The sequence below is a fragment of the Acinetobacter rongchengensis genome, from assembly GCF_003611475.1.
Classification (GTDB): domain Bacteria; phylum Pseudomonadota; class Gammaproteobacteria; order Pseudomonadales; family Moraxellaceae; genus Acinetobacter; species Acinetobacter rongchengensis.
Genome location: NZ_RAXT01000001.1, coordinates 208,490 through 226,519 on the forward strand (window position 1 = coordinate 208,490; position 18,030 = coordinate 226,519).

An 18,030-nucleotide genomic window follows, 5' to 3' on the forward strand; every position below is an offset into this window, starting at 1 on the left:
TGTCCCGACGCAAGGCGAAGGCTATGCCTGAGTAGATCAATTTGGGTATGTGCTTCTACAGGAATGCTCACCTTTCCTATTCGTCATACATAATACGTAAAAGTGGCAAATTCAAACAGATGGTACAACAATCTAAAATGGCTGATGACAATCCCTAAAGCCTTACATTCAACATTGTTTTTTATAACCTCAAAAAATATCCCCCCTATCGAAATAGGAGAGATACTATAAAAATCAGAACTTTAAAGCAAATTAAACACTTAACATACTATTTAAAGTTTCACTGACATTTTTAGACTTCACTTGCGGTTTTAAGGCTTCAAGCGCAGCTTTAACCTCACTACGCTGTGGTTCTGCTAACGTGTACCAGCGAGTTAAAACTTGCAATAAACGAGAACCTACAATTGGATTTTTCTCATCTAAATACTTCGCCAAGTCTACAAAATGCTGAATACCAAAGCTCCATGTGTTTACAGGATTGGCATTTAAACCACCACTCACCGAACGAATACGGTTTGGTGTACCTAAATCATAGTCTGCGTGTGAAGTTAAATATTGAATAGTTTCAGCAGTCGCTTTCGGATGCGCAGCCTGAATCATAAACCACTGATCCATAGATAGATCTTCATCTTTAAAACGATTATAGAAGTCTTGCAAAGCCTCTTTGGCTTGTGGTGCATCATTCCAAACCAATACTTTTAATGCACCTAAACGTTCAGACATATTGCCTGTATTTTTATACTGCGCATAAGCCAAATCAAACACTTCTGCATCACCTTGACGCGCCATCAAACTCAACATGATATTTTTCAGCGCACGGACACCCATAGCTTGAGAAAACTCATTCTGAGTATCTGGATCAAGAGATAGATACGTTTCTTTAGCAAAACCACCTAAGATTTTAGCCAATTGATTTAACAAAGCCTCACGTGCTTCATTGACCACAACAGGATTATAGTCTGTATCAATACGACTACCTAAATAGCCTTCTGTAGGCACATCAAACAGACGAGAAGCCAATAGTGGATCTTTGGCAATTACAAACGGTAAAGCTTGCTGAATCGCATTGATGTAGACTTGTGCATCATGACCATTCAACAATACACGCTCAAGTAAAGTTTGAGTTGCTTGCCATTGGTTAAAACCATTGGTTTCGTATTGCAATAAGAATGCAAGCTCTTCATCTGAATAATTAAATTCAAGATTTACAGGTGCTGAGAAATTACGTAATAACGATGCAACAGGCTTTTCAGTAACCCCTGTAAATTCAATCGTTGCTTCATCTTGATCAAATAGATAGACACCATCTTTGACCTCATTTTCAACCAAATCATCTGAATGAAGTGTGTATTGCTCACCTGTTTCTGCATTGAATAACGCCAAAGCGACAGGAATCGGCACAGCTTTAAGATTTGGGTATTTTGGATGTTCTTTCAAACTTTGTTTAAAGCTCAAACGATAAATATGATTTGCTGCATCATATTCACCCTGCGCTTCTAGTTTTGGCGTACCAGGTTGGTTGTACCAAATGAGGAATGCAGATAAATCGACTCCAGAACCCGCTGTTAATGCTGCAACCCAATCTTCAACTGTGACAGCTTGACCGTCATGCCTTAAGAAATATTCATCTGTACCTTTACGGAATTTTTCTTTACCCAGTAAAGTCGCCATCATACGGTTAATTTCTGCACCTTTTTCGTATACAGTCGCCGTATAAAAGTTATTAATTTCTACAAAATGATCTGGACGCGGTGGGTGTGACAACGGGCCTGCATCTTCAGGGAATTGATGCCCTTTCAATACCGCAACATCATCAATACGTTGTACTGCAGCCGATTGTAAATCTTCTGAGAATGACTGATCACGGAAAACCGTTAAGCCTTCTTTTAAACACAATTGGAACCAATCACGACAGGTAATACGGTTACCTGTCCAGTTATGAAAATACTCATGAGCAATCACAGACTGTACACGCATGATCGCTGCGTCAGTGGTATATTCTTCATCGGCTAAAACACATGCGGTATTGAAAATATTTAAACCTTTATTTTCCATTGCACCCATGTTGAACTGGCTTGTCGCAACGATCATATAATTATCAAGATCATACGGACGTCCATAATGCTCTTCATCCCAACGCATCGAATGTTTTAAAGCTTCCATGGCTATATGACACTTTGGAATGTCTTTTTCTTCTGCGTAGATTTCTAATGCAACATCACGACCTTCTGAAGTGGTGTAACGATCTTTGAGTACAGCCAAATCACCAATCACACAAGCAAATAAATAAGCTGGTTTTTTAGTTGGGTCTTCCCAAATCGTATAATGACGATTGTTTTCCGCTTCACCTGCTTCGATCAAGTTACCATTCGCCAAAAGCACTGGATATTTTTGATCAGCTTCTACACGTGTAGTGAATACAGATAAAACATCTGGGCGATCTGGGTAAAACGTAATTTTACGGAAACCTTCAGGCTCATTTTGCGTCACAAATAAATCACCACCAGCGAGATACAAACCTTCAAGCTGTGTATTTGTTTCAGGATGGATCACTACACTCGTTTCAACAACGGCATCATCAGGTGCATTTGTAATCACCAGTTGTTCAGAATCTAACGTGTACTCACTTTCAGTAAGTTGCTTACCATTTACAGATATTGATTTTAATTCAAGATCTCGTCCCAATAAAACCAAAGCCCCAGCAGCTTGTCTTTTCATGACTAACTTTGAGTTTACATTGGTGTGATCATCGTAAACTTGGATATCAAGTTGGATTGAATCTACTAGAAAAGAAGGCTTTTGATAATCTTTTAAATATACCGTTTGATCTGCTTCAACTACTGGGTTTGCCGCAATGTTCATATCATGTCCTAATTCTGTTGTTTAGCTTAGACTTATGGTTGTAAAGTCGTTTGAGCATAAGTCAAATTTCACAATTTGTCTGTGCATCGTGCTTAATTTCTATATGGGTCTGCGTGAAATTAATTTCAATCTTGAAATGCAAAAATCATGCGAGTTAAACTTTACTTATACAACTTTTTTGCAAAAAAATTAAATCATTCATGATGAATACAAATGCAATATTTCTCCACTATCTCTTTTCAGTGTCAAAGATAATCCCAACTTTATCGTGTGAAATATTTTTAAAATGATCATAAATACAAATTAGATAAATAAATTGTGACAAACAACACTTTTATTATTCAACTAGGTACCATCTTTAGTCAATTGACATATACATAATAATCAAGAGAATACTCCATTAAATTTTTCCAATAAAATTGATTTACCACCTTTTTCGATCATTAAATAGTCAAAAAAGATAATCATCCTTTTATTTAGAAATGATCACTATAGAATGCCTACTCAAAATTTGCTTAGGCTATTTTATGACTTAGATTCACGTTTTCTTTCTTGGGCTTTTTAGCCATTTTTATTCAAATCTAGCCTTGCCTTGCAGGCTAGAAAATTACATTCTTTTCAAACTGACTACATTTTGAGCACAGTTATTGCTTGTTTAAATATGTGCAACAGGCACAATAGTGAATCAAACAACATAATGAGGTGCAACATGATTTTCAAAGACCATATTGTCCGTATTGATAATATCAAAACGATACAAATGTTGAATGCCGCAAAAATTGATCATCAAGTCATTGCCATGTTTATGACCTGTGAAGGTATCCCCTTAGAAAAAGAAGATGTCTGTGCTATTTTGAGACAATATGATGCACTAGGACTGCACAAAGTATCCCATAAAAAAGCAAAAGCTTTAATTCAAGCCAAAATGAATCATTTTGAGGATTCAGAATTACCATGCCCTGCGGCTTATTAATTTTTGATTCATTTCATCAATGATATGGACTGAGATGGTAAATAGAATGTTCAATTGATTCTATTTGCCCATCTTAAAAGGCACCATTGTATTTTGTTAAATTTGTCGTTAAAAATGCACAGCAAAAAACTATTCAGATAAAAACTCGGCAGTCTTAGCTGATAGGATATGAAATAATAAATTTAATGAAACTTTGCTTTTCACTCATCAGCTTTCCTCCATATAGATGTGTATAATCAAAAATTATGTTTTTTAATATTCAACTATGCTTCAAATTTTGCAAAAACAGCTCGATGAAAGTAGCTATTGCCCATTGTGTCAGGCAAGCATGTACTATGTAGAAGCTGAGGAATTTGAAAAAGAAGTTAGTTTTCATCAGTGTAGCCACTGTAACCACCAAGTTTTTCAAAATGAACAACACACCTGTCACTGTGAAACTTGTCAAAACAAGCGTAAAAAACTGATTAAAGAAACACGCCTGCAAGAAGCCCGAAAATATCAGAAAAAAGATCATTTCGAGTTTGATTTAAATCAGTTGAGTTTTTTACATAAATTGTTTTTATTGAGTATTTTAGATAATCAAGTACATGAAAATACAACACATCAGGAATTTATCGATTGGGAAGTGATTAAGTATCACCCTATTACACCGAACTACTATTTTCAAAGTCAACTTTTAAATCAATTGGTTAAAGATAATGTGCTCACGCCAAAAGACTTTAGTGATGATGCACATCAATATTATGTCAATGTCCGTTTAGATGGTTACTCAGAACCAAGCCTATTTAGTATTACTACCCAGTTACGCCATTGGTTTTATGAAAATTTAAGCCTAGGAATTCCGTTTAAAACGGCTGAAGAAGTCAAAAATGCGTTGTATGTGGTGTTGTATCAAGAGATTGTACAATTCACGCAACACTATTGTCGTACTTGGGGGATTCAAATTTCTGGAAATAAAAATTTCCAAGCGTTTTGTTATCGTCTCATGGATAGCTTAGCTGTAGGCCAAATTTTCTACCTCATTCAAACAGCACTTGAATATCTCCATAAGAACAAAGCATTACAAGTGAGAAATGATAATTTCATCAATACCAATATTTTAAAAAAGACGGTTCAACAATATCGTGAGCGTGCTTTGGCTGAAAAATGGGAAACCTCTACACTGCCTCGTCCTCCAAATATTCCTTTTAGCCGTATGAGTGAAATCCTTTTTTATCGTTTTTTAGGCTACGATGAAAATATTTTCTTTCAACCTGTTTGGAAGTCTTGGAAAAAGATAGAATCACGCTTAAATTTTTATTCACAAAAACGCTGTATGTACTGTGGTTCAAATGAATTAACTGTGGATTATGATGCAGAAAATTATGTGACTTTATTTTGCCGAAACTGTAAACATCAAGACCACTACTTTACACAGTAAGGACTTTTCAATGAATCATCCTGAAAATATTTCGAGTTCTCAACTGGATCAGCGTCATATCCAAACTGATGTGATTTTAGAAAAAGTAGTCGAAGCATGGACTGAACTACAAACCCAGCAGCCATTGGTTCATTGTATTACCAATAGTGTTGCAGCGAATTATGCTGCCAATGTTTTACTTGCCGCAGGTGCATCTCCTGCGATGATTGATAATCCTTTTGAAGCTGAAAGTTTTGCTTCGATTGCGGCCGCATTGAGTATCAACCTAGGAACACCAACCACTGAACAAATGCAAGCAATGCAAATTGCTGCACAAACGGTTACTGCAAAAGGCACACCGTGGGTCCTTGACCCTGTTGGCTATGGCCCAATTTTAAAATGGCGTAGCGACATGGCAGATCAACTGGTTTTACTCAATCCAACCATTATTCGTGGCAATGCTTCTGAAATCAGTACCCTGGCTGGTAATCAAGTTGAGTCGAAAGGTGTAGACAGTACGGTATCAAGCAATCAAGTTTATTTACAAGCTTTACCACTTTTGGCACATTGTGAATGCGTTGCGATCTCAGGTGAATCTGACTTTATCCTGAGCAAAGACTTAAATGCAGTGATTCAAATCAATGGTGGAAGCTATTTACAGCCTAAAGTCACGGCGACGGGTTGTGCGCTTGGTGCTTTAATCGCGGCTTATAGTGCGGTAACAAAACCAAGCTTTGCCACAATCTCTGCACATGTACACTTTGCGATTGCTGGAAAATTAGCTTTCGAGCAATCACAAAGTGTCGGCAGTTTTAATGTCGCGTTCTTGGATGAAATCCATAACATGAGTGCTGATAAAATTGTGCAATATGCAGATATTCAGGTTTTAAAATAGTTCCTATTTCAAAGATGGATCTATTTTCCAGTTAAGAATAGAAATACAGGTTTGAAATGGGCAAGCGGTCATTTTTTAGTGCTTGCCCCACTCAGTTTATTTTGCTTTGACGATCACTTTTTTATAAATCTCTCTCGGCATTTCAGCAAATTCGACACAAAGTTGAATCTCTAAGCCATCTGCTGAGTAATTTTGAAAAGATTGTAGAAATTGCGATAAGCTTTCAGTCATTAAATCTTTTTGTTGTTCTGTCCGACCACTGAGACCTTGTAAGCGTACGAAAATAAAGGCTTGCTTACTTTCCTCTCCATTTTCATCGCCAAAGCCAATCAAATAATCTGTAACCTCTTGGATACGGGACTTGATATCATGTTCATGTCCAACCAAGCCTGTATCAAACAAAGCATGATTTAAACCTAACATAAGCTTCTTTTTGTCTAAATTCTGAATATTGTCAGAATAATCAATAAACATTTGTGGCATGAGATGAGTGACTACGAACTGTGAATAGTCAAAAAATTATAACAGTTCTCTACACAAAAGAATGCTTAGCTTGCTCTATTCAATAACAAAAAACCACCCGAAGGTGGTTTAAATATCTCTAAGCAACGAGCCACAATTCATAGAATTCTTGTATGTCGTGCTCAAGAAACTCGTCACAATCGCTGTCGTAAATAAATGCTTTTTCTTCTAATAAGTATTCACCATCCTGTTCGATCAAGTATCTTTTTAAAAAGGCCTTGAAGCTATCGGCACGTTCAGGAAATACTTGCTCGCCATCATAAATAATCATATTTGTTACCCCCCTATTTAGAGTGACCACAATATGACTATAGTTTAGTCTCAAATAAAAAATACATCAAACTAATGACAATTAATGTTACATGAATCACACTATTTCAAACATAAACTCGCCATTCAAATACAAGATTTCTGCTACTTTGACCTTTTTATACTCATTTAGACTTAGATTATGGCGATCATTGTTTGTGATACTTGGTTTGCGATAATCATTCAACAAAGAGTAAAGCTAAACGCACTTGGTCATAACCCATCTTAGGATTGGTCAATTCAACGATTGGACGTAACTTAATTGCACCATCATCACTAAAATGACTTGGGTCTTGACGCTTTTTAAGTTTCTTATAAATATTACGAATTTGTTCAACCACTTCTTCGCCAGGGTTCGCTACAGAAATATCTAAATTCTGCTCACGATGCAAACGAGCGAGATGGTTAATAATGGTGGCTGGAGTAAGACCCCGCTCAACAGCAATGTCTTGGATTTCATAACCATTTTCAAACAACTCACGTGTTTCATCCAACGTTGCAGAAGCATAATTGGTCTTACCTGCATTTCGAGCAATTTTCTTTTCATTACGCTCAATTTCAGTCGCATTCAATGTCCCACCACAATGACGAATAAATGCATTGTGCTGTTGGGTTAAGTCTGCATCTGCATAATGCTGTTCGGCTTCATTGGAAAGCTCTTGAAAACGGCGATCTGCTTTTATAGCTAAACTGTCTAACTCCAAAGCCTGCTCATTAAATCCGAGCAACCTTAAACCATGAATTGATTTAAGTCGTGACAGCGCCACATAACCTTGCCCTTTTTCAAAGGTATGACTGAGATTAATTTCAGCCGCTTCTAAAGTCATGCCTTGTGATTTGTGAATGGTAATCGCCCAAGCAAGGCGTAACGGAACTTGCTGTAAACTGGCAATAGTTTTGCCACCTTCATTGTCTACAGACCATGTTTCAGGCGCAACCAATAACGTTGTGCCATCGGTCATTTTGACTTTAGGCAACATCCCCATTTCATCATCTTCTTCAAAACCAACAACTTCGCCCAAACTACCGTTGATATACCCCATATCGAAGTTGTTTTTTACAAACATGACTTTGGCATGCTTTTTAAGTGTTAATTCATCTGGGGCACGCACTGAAGACTTTAATGTTTCAATCAGTTTTTCATTACCATCTGTTACTGCAACAAACTGATGGTCTGCACCTTCAATTGCATTCAGATGTTGAAAATTAATGCTATCAACATCCATATTATGGGTATATAGACGTGTATAAGTCTCACCAATATCTTGGTGTCGTGTATTGTGCAGCGCTTGAATATGCTGTTGCTGAATATTTTGCGCACGGATCGCATTCAAAATATCATTCAGCGCAGAATCATCCTGACGGTGTTGTTCGGTTAAATAGCACACGCGAAATTTTGCTTCGACCCATGCATTGGACATGAAGCAAAATTTATCTCGATTTTGCTCACTGTTTTTACCCACAGGCGGCAACTGAAAGAAATCACCTGCTGCGATGACTTGAATGCCACCAAAGGCATCATCAGATTCTTTAAAGTATTTTAAAACCTGATTGACCAAATTCAGTTGTTTGGCATGTAACATCGAAATTTCATCAATAATGAGCACTTGGGCATTTTCTAAATGCTCTTTTAAGTATTTTCGCTCTTTCATTCGCTTCAGATCGTCATCTGAAAGTGTGTCTTTAATTCCAATCCCTGCCCATGTATGAATGGTCATGCCATTCATATGCGTTGCAGCAATACCTGTTGAAGCTGTGATCGCTACAGGTACTTTTCGAGCTTTTAAATAATTGATGTATTGATTCAAGGTATAGGTTTTTCCTGCACCTGCGGAACCTGTCAAAAAGACATTCTCACCCGCTTTCATTAGTTTTAGCGCAGTTTCTTGTTTCATAACAGTCTATTTTAGCTCAGCAGGATAGGACGGCTATAGCCTAACGATTTTTATTCAAAATGTTAAGTAGAATGCTACGATCTGATCATATTTCGTCGATATTCACGACAGATTATGACCCGATAAAAGGCCAGTCAATCCTATAGATTGCCCAGTTCTTCATTCGGTTGAATGCTTGATTTCCACTTTAAATGTTGATTTACATCGTGAATAAAACGCATTGCCTGCAACATATATGCTTGATCGGGAATTTGATTATTCGGCAACCGAATTTGATCGAAAGACAATTGTCCAAGTTGATAATGACAACCTAAAGTAAACTCTTGGCTCGGATCTTCAATATTCGACATATGAAAAGCCACATATTCTCTTTCTATAATCGGTTTGCTATACGACAAAGCTAGACAGTGTTTAAAGATGATCGATTCTTGAATAATTCGTTTTAAACTGTTTAGCTCCTCATAACACCAGCCTTCAAAATAGATTTTCTGCATCGGTGAAACACGATCCCAAGCTTCAATATCAATCTGTTGTTTGAGTCTTAACAATGTTTCATCAAAATACACTTGCTCATGCCAACGTTCAGCTTGGTGATATAAGCCTAGCCATGTAACATTTTTAGCAATGCCACGTTGTTGGTTAAAGCAGTCCATTAAATAATCTAAGACGAAACTATCAAAAATACTGTGTATTGGTATTCTGCGTGTTGGAACATGCTTAAACACTTTGCGGAAATCTTCGACTTTGATTTGATATTTTTGTAATAGTCTAAAAAACTCAGGATGTTGCTGATGTTCTAAGTGAATAAAACTGAGTAACTCCTTCGGTAAATCGTGGACAATATTTTGCAAGAAAAGCATAAATGCCTGCATAACACGATTTATTTTGCTAAAAATCTTTTTGTATAACTGGGGATTTTCATCAGTCATCAAAGCGGTGAAGTCTAACCATTCTTCGATATATAAATAAGAATTGGCAATGACTTTTCGATTTTTTTGCGGCTGCGTCTCTTTTTGATATAAAACATAACGATCATTTTTAGGATGATCCAACCATTGATTTTGTATTGCAAAGGCATAACTTTCAATGACAAATAATCTTGCAGAAATATTTTTAAAAAACGCCAATACACTGACAATCACTTGTGCATCAATTTTAGAGGTATCCATAAAACTTAAAGCTGTAATGCTAATTCGAGTACTGACATGATTGACATGTTCAGCAATCCAATCATTCACCAAAGCATCTTGTTTAAACAACCAATTAACACTACGTTTGGTCTGGCAAATTGGTCGTTTAAGAATTAAATCTTGATCCCAGTAAGCCGTTTGTGCATTTAAAAAATGTTGTTTATTCAGTAAATCTTGATATTGCCAATAACCTCGTTGCATCAGTTTGGCATAAGCAAGCAAATGCGGTTGTTCTATTGCATGTTTGGCCAACAATTGATAACTGTTAAAATGTTGCAAAATATCTTTAAGTTGCAAAGATTCTGAATGGAAAATCTTAAAAATCCGTAAATAATGTGCTGGTATAAATTGATGCAATTGAAAACTCAGCTGATGCAATTTAGGCATCAATTCATTTACCGCTAAAAACTCACTTCCCAACACAGAGTTGATTAAAAGTAAGTGTTTAATATTGATCTCTACAGCGAGTGGAATTTCTTTGCCATGTTTTGCAAATTCAGAAACATAGGGATAATCAAAATAACCATATTTGATGAGCAACTGATCTATTTTTAAAGCCTCAGTCTGCTGAATATTATATAAATACTGCTCTACCCGATTTTCGCCATCAACCCATTCAAAGACTTGTTCAATAAACGTCTGTCTTAGAAGTTGTGTTTTGGTTTTTAAATCTGTCGGATGAAAATCATAAAATCGATTGCTATAAAAATAAATCTCTTCTGCGATAAAGCGAATAAAATGATCTGCATTTAATTGACGATTTTCCAGTACCAATTTAAATTGCAAACCTAAAGTTTCATCTAAAGAAATCTGCAAAAGCTGATTGGCAACCCCGAGACTCAACTTCGTTTTATTGATTTCAAAAAAGTTTTGAGGCGTAATATTTTTAAAAAAATAAAGCTGATCCAAATAAATTTGACGCAAATCAGTTGAAATCAGAAGCAAATCTTGTGCAGCAAGCTGGTGGTTATTTTGCAGCTCATGCGAGATTAACTGCGCCATAATTTGCCTCGATCTTTCATATCATGCCGATGAATGGCTTATTCTATGATAACCACATCACAAGACCTATTACATTTGATTATCTTTTGCAATTTTTTGTTTACGCGCACAGTGCATTTTTACATTCAATGCTTTAATGCAGCCACTTCACACAACTTATGCATCACTGAAGATGCATAAGCTAAACCATATATTAAAAGCATCAAAATGATTTTAGTTGCGCCATCATTACGTCATCAATAAAGGATCTAAACCCATCTAACAAACGGCATTTATACCCATTCGTTCTTCAATCAGGTCATAACACCATTGGAAAACAAAGGTATAAACTAAGATACAACTGGTCATGCCTAAATCCAGCAGAATCGCTTGTAGGATGCTCATCTCCATCGCATAAGCGACCATTGGAATGGTGGCAAGCATTAAGCCGCCTTCAAAACCAATCGCATGTAAAATACGAATTTTAATGGTTCGCTTAAACTTCTTTTTTTGCTCAATTTTTTCAAAGAAATGATTAAAAATCATATTCCAAACTACAGATGTCACCGCCATGGCTACACCTAAAGTTCCAGTCACTTCCATTGGAACTTCAAAAATAAAACTCAATGCAATCGCTATGATCACCAATAGAATGATTTCATAGCTCAAAGCATGAATAATCCTTCTTTTAGAAATCACCATTTCAAAATACTCACTTTTCTTTACGTTGCTGACTTATATATGGACGATTTGTTCATCATATAAAGACAGATATTGATTAGACTTCTTGCGATAAGTCGAGTTCTGATGAACATTTATTTTTAATGGAAGTTCCCTCTCCTTTATAAAGAAGAGGGTTAGGGAGAGGATTTATATGATAAATCTCCCTCATCCTAACCTTCTCCCTGAGCCATATATGGCGCAAGAGAAGGGACTCTCAATCTTAATTTTCGATCATTTTGACTTTTGCAAGATATTAATTCGACAGGTGCAGTATATTTTTATAATATTGATTAATCGAGTCAGATTCTTTCAATTTTATTGAAAGATAAACCAAGATTGAAAGATAAAACAAAGCATGTTTGAGAATAATCATGAATATTAACCAAGAGCAGTTGAATATATTTAAGACCGTGATGGAAACAGGTTCATTTTCTGCTGCGGCTCGAAAATTAGGCAAAGTACCTTCCGCAGTGAGTATGTCCATCGCTAACTTAGAAATTGATTTAAATCTGAAACTTTTTAATCGAGTCGGTCGTGAACCTATTCCTACAGCACATGCACATTTTTTATTTGAGAAGACTGAACAATTACTGGTTGAAATGAATCAATGGAAACAACAAGCGATTGCACTCAGCGAAGGTTTAGAGTCTGCACTCAATATTGTGGTGGTTTCAGAATTAATCCATACCGATTGGACGGAATATGTGGCGCTATTGGCCGAACATTTTCCAACCTTACAAATCAATATTTTTACTGCACCGCAAGAAGACGCTTTGAAAATGTTGATTAACCAAACAGCGCAACTCGCACTCATGTTTGAACGTGAATTTTTGGAAAGTCGTGAACAATTTGTCGAATTTAAGAAAGAAACTTTAGTTCCTGTGGCGGCTATTGAGCATGCTTTGGCACAGCATAGCCAAGTCAGTTTTGAACAAATCTTACAAAGCCTACAAATTGTGGTCGCGAGTCGTGATCGAACAGTCAAACCTGAATTGCTCTATTCCAAAAATTATTGGCGAACAGATAATCATCACTCTGCCTGCTCCCTCATTTTAAAAAAACTTGGTTGGGGCGTTTTACCAGTACAAATGATGAATGAGAATCCTGAATTAAGGAAAAAATTAAAAATCCTTGATTTGCTCGATTTCACACCAAAATTTGAATATTACGTCGATATTGTTTGGAATAAAGAGAGTAATCTCGGATTAGCTGCTCGTTTTTTGATTAATCACATCAGAAAACAAAGAATTCATACAAAATAATATCGAATTCAGACTATTTTTCACTTTTGCTAAATTTGCATTGTGTTATAAATAAATCACAAATATTTTAACTAAGAAATCAACGGCAATGACACAATCTGCATTAGATCAATTAAAACGCTTAACCACTATTGTTGCTGATACAGGTGATTTAAACGCTATTCAACAATTTCGTCCTTTAGACGCAACAACAAATCCCTCACTCATTACAGCAGCAGCACAACAACCTGAAAACCGTGAGCTGATTGAAGATGCTTATGATCAAGCGAAAAAAGAAGGTTATCAACTCGACCAACTTATTGATCGTACCATCGATATCCTCACCGTAAAACTCGGTGTAGAAATTTTAAAACTGGTTGAAGGACGTGTTTCAACTGAGGTAGATGCTGCACTTTCTTATGATACCGATGAAACCATTGCCAAAGCGAAAGAATTATTGGCGCTGTATAAAGCCTATGGTATCGAACAAGATCGTATTTTGATTAAAATTGCATCGACTTGGGAAGGGATTCAAGCGGCGAAAGTACTAGAAGCTGAAGGTATCCATTGTAATTTAACCCTACTCTTTGGTATGCACCAAGCCAAAGCTTGTGCGGATGCAAAAGTGACTCTCATCTCTCCATTTGTAGGTCGAATTTTAGATTGGTACAAAAAAGCTGAAAATGTAGATAGCTACCCAATTGATAAAGATCCGGGCGTACTGTCTGTTAAGCAGATTTATCATCACTATAAACAGTATCAAGTGAAAACTGAGGTGATGGGTGCAAGCTTCCGTAGTGTAGACCAAGTCCTTGCATTGGCGGGTTGTGACCTACTTACTGTTGCACCTGGATTACTTGAAAAACTTGAGCAAGATCACCGTGTGGTCGAGTCTCAACTACAAACTGAGCATAACAATACTGCTGATCAGCCATACCAAGAAATTTCTAAGGCTGAATTTAAACAACAGCTTGAAAGCGATTTAATGGCGTTCCAATTGCTGCAAGGTGGTATCGATGGCTTTATTAAAGCACGTGAACAATTGGCCTTATTATTACGTCAATCTTTTGGTTTAGAAGCAGATTTTATTGATTAATGCTTTCAACTTTGAAGGTATCATCAACACCTCAATTTAGTGGATTAATGCACTAAAATTGCTCACAATTTAAAACCGAGTTTGTTATGATACTGGCTCGGTTTTTTATTTATTTGATACATTAAGTGAGTGTTCTGTGTTTGGTATTACCGATCTTACAACGTATGTTCTAGGGGCTATTTTTATTGTAATTTTGCCAGGACCAAACTCGCTTTATGTAATGTCTATTGCCTCTCGATTTGGTATTAAAACTGGTTATATCGGTGCTTTAGGTGTATTTACAGGGGATTTAATTCTCATTCTCTGCACAATCTTTGGTGCTGCGTCACTACTGCATACTTTTCCTTGGTTGTTTACTATTCTCAAAATTACAGGGGCTGCTTATCTTTCGTATCTCGGTATTCGATTGCTCATCGCCAGTGCCAAAACATGGATGAATAAGCCCAAGAATATTCAAACTATTTCAACAAATTCTACAACGACAGAACAGTTTCATCCCTTTAGAACAGCACTCACCATTAGTTTGCTCAATCCTAAAGCGATTATGTTTTATTTGTCTTTTTTTGTTCAATTTGTCGACCCGAAATATCCTTATCCTGCGGTGAGTTTTGCTGTTCTCTCTGTTATTTTACAAATCATCAGTATGGCTTATCTGACTATTCTTATTTTTTCTGGAATAAAACTAGCAGACTTCTTTAATCGTCGTTATAAAGTTGCTGCTGTAAGTGTGGCATGTGTCGGCCTATTATTCTGTGGTTTTGGATTAAAACTGGCGACATCGACGATGTAAGTTAGCGATTTTGAATCGCTTCAATTTGAAGGTTTAAGTTTTAAATTTACATTTAAAAACTTATACTTAATGAATTCAATTTATTGAATACGGACATAAAATCCTGCTCTATTTGAACGAGTCTCAATTTTCAATCGATTGCAAAACTTCAATTCAATTTAAATACTGTTTGGAAGTACAGACTTAATGATCAATTGATTGAACATTGCATCAAAATCATCGACTAAGCACTCAGATTTAAATCATGAATCTATTGATTTTCAATGAGTATCTAAACATACATAAAATCCTTTAATCCTGTTCATTAGAAAATTTCATGTTTAAATTGCATGATCTTAAGATTTTGTCTATAAGCCGCAAATCGTTCCGTGTATGATGATTAGTGTAATTTTCTACCATTCAGTCAATTTTTGAAAGCTAGGGATCATGCAAAAACTAATCCAAGACTTTTCTATCCCTGCGGTATTTGCAGGTTTTATTACTTTTTTAATTGGTATCAGTGTTTCTGCTGTTCTCGTTATTCAAGCTGCTCAACTCCTTGGCGCAACACCTGAACAAATTACTTCTTGGTTTTGGGCACTTGGCTTAGGTATTGGTCTTTCAGGGCTGATTCTGTCTTGGAAATTTAAATATCCTGTAGCAACCTCGTGGTCAACCGCTGGACTTGCTTTAATTCTTGCCACCGCCAGCGGCTACACGCTCTACGAAGCGATTGGTGCTTTTTTAGTGTGTGGTTTATTGACGGCTATTTTAGGTTTTTTGGGGATTTTTGAAAAAGTTCTCGCCTATATTCCGCAAAGTCTAACCAGCGCCATGCTTGCAGGTGTCTTACTCAAGTTTGGGATCGCCTTATTTGCCAGTATGCAAAATGATTGGCAATTTATTTTGTCATTACTTGCTGTTTATATTATTTCTAAGCGTTTGTGGGCACGTTATTGCATTGTCATTACAGTCATTGTGGGTATTCTCCTTTGCCCTTTATTTATGGATTTCCACACACCTATTTTACATTGGAGTTTGGCAAAACCTGTATGGATGACGCCTGAATTTACATGGTCAGCCTTGTTTGGACTCGCGTTACCTTTATTCGTGATTAATATGGCATCCCAATATTTACCAGGTATAGCCATGATTAAAAGCTATGGTTATCAACCCCACGTCAATCAACTCATCGGTTGGACAGGTTTAACTCAGGCTGTTTTAGCACCGTTTGGATGTTATACCGTGAATATTGCTGCGATTAGTGCAGCAGTAAGCTTAGATGATCAAGTTCATCCAGATCCATCTAAACGCTATATCGCAGGTATCAGTTGCGGATTTTTTTATATTCTCATGGGGCTTTTTGCAGCAACACTCACCAGTTTACTAATGTCTTTTCCGCACTTATTTATTGTTGCTCTTGCTGGAATTGCACTTTTTGGAACGATTAGCCACAACATTGCTATCGCCTTCTATGAAGTGAAAGACCGTGAAGCAGCTTTACTAACTTTCTTATTCAGCGCTTCAAGTGTGCAATTCTTTGGCATTGGTTCAGCATTTTGGGGGTTATTGTTCGGATTTGTTGTGTCATTTATTTTAAATTTTAGAACTCAAAATAAATGATGGATAAACAATTATACAAATCATTTATATAAATATTTTTTACTCTTGTTTGAATATTTCAATAAATCTTTTAAATTTATGTTGTATTTTGGGTAATCTTAATACGAGATAAGTTATAAAGTGAAAGCTAGTACCAATCAATATTATAAGTTTGGTTTAAAGAAGACTGCTTTTGATTTTTTCGCGACTTGGCTATACGTGGTATTGCTATCGTGTTAGGCGGCATGGAAGCCGCCGTTGGACAAGGGAGATAAGGAAATCCCCTTTGTCCAACAAGGGATTTTGGTTACTTTGATCCTTCAAAGTGACAAAGGCCAATGCAAAGTTATTCAAACTTTTCATCATAATTAAGGCTGTACAAGCTATTATGAACTTTTGCGAAATATTATAAATTTCAAGAAAAAAAAAGCTTACCCTAAGATGAGTAAGCTTGGAAACTTAAAATAAGTCAAATAAAGTAGAAACTACAGCTAGAATCTGAAAGGAATAATACACACCGTTCATTATTTAAACAAATACATAAAAACGATTAAACAGTATTTTTATCACATCAAAAAAGATACCCAATTAAATTGATTGAATAAAAATGTGATAATTAATGCAAAAACATAAGATATAAAAACAATTAAAATATTATCGGATCAAAATTCCTAGACCAAAGTTGTATATCGATTAGATTTCAGGATAAATGCCAGTACCTTCTGGCCAAGGCGATAACAACTCAAAACCTGTATCCGTTACCGCAATCATATGTTCCCATTGCGCAGATAAAGATTTATCAGCAGTCACCACAGTCCAACCATCTTTAAGTTCTTTAACCTTCGCCTTACCTGCATTCACCATCGGTTCAATGGTAAATACCATACCTTTTTTAAGGATTAAACCTTGCCCAGCTTGCCCATAATGCAAAACATTGGGTTGCTCATGGTAAACCTTACCAATGCCGTGACCACAATATTCACGGACAATCGAGTAACCTTCTTGCTCAGCAACCTGTTGAATTGCAGCACCCACATCCCCCAATGTCGCCCCAGGTTTCACTGCATGAATCCCTGCTAACATTGCGTGATAAGTTGTTTCCACCAATTTTTTGGCTTCTGGTTTTACTGTACCGACATAGTACATCCGACTCGTGTCACCAAAATACCCATCTTTAATGATCGCAACATCGATATTGATAATATCACCATCATTCAAAACAATATTTTTAGAAGGGATACCATGACAAACCACTTCATTTGGAGAAATACATGTGGTTTTGGTATAACCATAATAACCTACATTGGCAGGAATCACTTTCAATGTATTCACAATAAAATCATTACACAAATCATCTAAGTATTCCGTCGTCACACCCGGTTTAACATGCTCGCCGATCATCTCTAAAACCTGCGCAGCTAAACGCCCAGACACTCGTAATTTTTCAAGGTCGTTTTCAGTTTTAATTGTGATCGTTGAAGCTTTCATCGTATCTGTCCGCAATAGTGAGCAAGCATTATAAGCTTTTTATAGAGTGATTGTGCTTTTTCTTGTCAAGCGTATAGAACTTTAC

14 protein-coding genes are annotated in these 18,030 nt (G+C 36.4%); 7 read left to right on the forward strand and 7 right to left on the reverse strand.

What is annotated here, in order from left to right; genetic code table 11:
• Positions 1–252 precede the first annotated feature (252 nt).
• Positions 253–2,862, reverse strand: a complete 2,610-nt coding sequence (gene pepN, locus D7V20_RS01040; protein WP_120382498.1) for an aminopeptidase N — start codon at positions 2,860–2,862, stop codon at positions 253–255.
• Positions 2,863–3,571: 709 nt separating this feature from the next.
• Between pepN and D7V20_RS01045 the strand changes: the two genes are divergently transcribed.
• From D7V20_RS01045 to thiM, 3 genes are all read left to right on the forward strand, one after another.
• Positions 3,572–3,835 carry a hypothetical protein gene (locus tag D7V20_RS01045; RefSeq protein WP_120382499.1) on the forward strand — a complete coding sequence of 88 codons (264 nt, stop codon included), beginning with the start codon at positions 3,572–3,574 and terminating at the stop codon, positions 3,833–3,835.
• Between the two features lie 265 nt (positions 3,836–4,100).
• Positions 4,101–5,255: a hypothetical protein gene (locus D7V20_RS01050; protein WP_120382500.1), complete on the forward strand. Its 1,155-nt coding sequence runs from the start codon at positions 4,101–4,103 to the stop codon at positions 5,253–5,255.
• 10 nt (positions 5,256–5,265) lie between these two features.
• Positions 5,266–6,129 (forward strand): hydroxyethylthiazole kinase, encoded by an 864-nt coding sequence (gene thiM / locus D7V20_RS01055; RefSeq protein ID WP_120382501.1) that lies wholly within the window; start codon positions 5,266–5,268, stop codon positions 6,127–6,129.
• Positions 6,130–6,225: 96 nt separating this feature from the next.
• On the opposite strand, the gene D7V20_RS01060 is transcribed toward thiM, so the two are convergent.
• The 5 genes from D7V20_RS01060 to aceI all read right to left on the reverse strand — a co-directional run bounded on the left by D7V20_RS01060 (position 6,226) and on the right by aceI (position 11,728).
• The gene (locus D7V20_RS01060; RefSeq protein WP_120382502.1) at positions 6,226–6,612 is read right to left on the reverse strand and encodes a 5-carboxymethyl-2-hydroxymuconate Delta-isomerase; all 387 of its coding nucleotides are present in this window, start codon (positions 6,610–6,612) and stop codon (positions 6,226–6,228) included.
• 118 nt (positions 6,613–6,730) lie between these two features.
• On the reverse strand, positions 6,731–6,922 hold the full coding sequence (locus D7V20_RS01065; protein ID WP_120382503.1) for a hypothetical protein: 192 nt from the start codon (positions 6,920–6,922) through the stop codon (positions 6,731–6,733).
• 217 nt (positions 6,923–7,139) lie between these two features.
• The gene (locus tag D7V20_RS01070) at positions 7,140–8,855 is read right to left on the reverse strand and encodes an AAA family ATPase (RefSeq protein WP_120382504.1); all 1,716 of its coding nucleotides are present in this window, start codon (positions 8,853–8,855) and stop codon (positions 7,140–7,142) included.
• A 140-nt stretch (positions 8,856–8,995) separates the two neighbouring features.
• Positions 8,996–11,047, reverse strand: coding sequence for a hypothetical protein (locus tag D7V20_RS01075; RefSeq protein ID WP_120382505.1), 2,052 nt, complete (start codon positions 11,045–11,047; stop codon positions 8,996–8,998).
• Between the two features lie 258 nt (positions 11,048–11,305).
• A complete protein-coding gene (gene aceI / locus D7V20_RS01080; protein ID WP_120382506.1) occupies positions 11,306–11,728 on the reverse strand; it encodes a chlorhexidine efflux PACE transporter AceI in 423 nt (140 codons plus the stop codon).
• 392 nt (positions 11,729–12,120) lie between these two features.
• Between aceI and aceR the strand changes: the two genes are divergently transcribed.
• The 4 genes from aceR to D7V20_RS01100 all read left to right on the forward strand — a co-directional run bounded on the left by aceR (position 12,121) and on the right by D7V20_RS01100 (position 16,478).
• Positions 12,121–13,011 carry an HTH-type transcriptional regulator AceR gene (aceR, locus tag D7V20_RS01085; RefSeq protein WP_120382507.1) on the forward strand — a complete coding sequence of 297 codons (891 nt, stop codon included), beginning with the start codon at positions 12,121–12,123 and terminating at the stop codon, positions 13,009–13,011.
• A gap of 88 nt (positions 13,012–13,099) precedes the next feature.
• The gene (gene tal, locus D7V20_RS01090) at positions 13,100–14,086 is read left to right on the forward strand and encodes a transaldolase (RefSeq protein WP_120382508.1); all 987 of its coding nucleotides are present in this window, start codon (positions 13,100–13,102) and stop codon (positions 14,084–14,086) included.
• A gap of 136 nt (positions 14,087–14,222) precedes the next feature.
• Positions 14,223–14,876: a leucine efflux protein LeuE gene (leuE, locus tag D7V20_RS01095; RefSeq protein ID WP_120382509.1), complete on the forward strand. Its 654-nt coding sequence runs from the start codon at positions 14,223–14,225 to the stop codon at positions 14,874–14,876.
• Between the two features lie 426 nt (positions 14,877–15,302).
• Entirely contained in the window at positions 15,303–16,478 is a 1,176-nt protein-coding gene (locus D7V20_RS01100; protein ID WP_120382510.1) for a benzoate/H(+) symporter BenE family transporter, read from the forward strand.
• 672 nt (positions 16,479–17,150) lie between these two features.
• Here the strand turns inward: D7V20_RS01100 and map are convergent.
• Entirely contained in the window at positions 17,151–17,945 is a 795-nt protein-coding gene (map, locus tag D7V20_RS01105; RefSeq protein WP_120382511.1) for a type I methionyl aminopeptidase, read from the reverse strand.
• Between the last annotated feature and the right edge of the window lie 85 nt (positions 17,946–18,030).